Annotated in this window: 1 pseudogene; it reads left to right on the top strand. The window is 60.1% G+C overall.

The window, feature by feature from the left end:
* Positions 1–34 precede the first annotated feature (34 nt).
* Positions 35–253, top strand: a pseudogene (locus KVT36_RS31855) (hypothetical protein); the annotation flags it as partial.

Genomic DNA, 253 nt, shown 5'->3' with positions numbered 1-253 from the left:
TTGAAGGCTGAGGCAGAAGGAGGACCGGTTCTCGATGTGGTTTTTAAAACGGCTGGGGAGTTCGGTCCTCCTTGTCTTTCTGATCGTGACGCTTGTGTTCCTTGGACTCCGGCTGGTGCCGGGGGACCCGGCACTGGCTCTCCTGTCGCAGAGCGGCGGGGCGGTCGACCCCAATGCGGTGGCGCAGTTACGGGCACAGCTCGGTCTGGACCGGCCTTTCGTGTTCCAGTATCTCGATAATATTGCCGCTCTT

It is taken from the genome of Chitinophaga sp. GbtcB8 (genome assembly GCF_019091455.1).
Classification (GTDB): Bacteria; Bacteroidota; Bacteroidia; order Chitinophagales; family Chitinophagaceae; genus Chitinophaga.
Note: the sequence above shows the minus strand (reverse complement) of the source record. Positions and strands in the feature narration are given on the sequence as shown.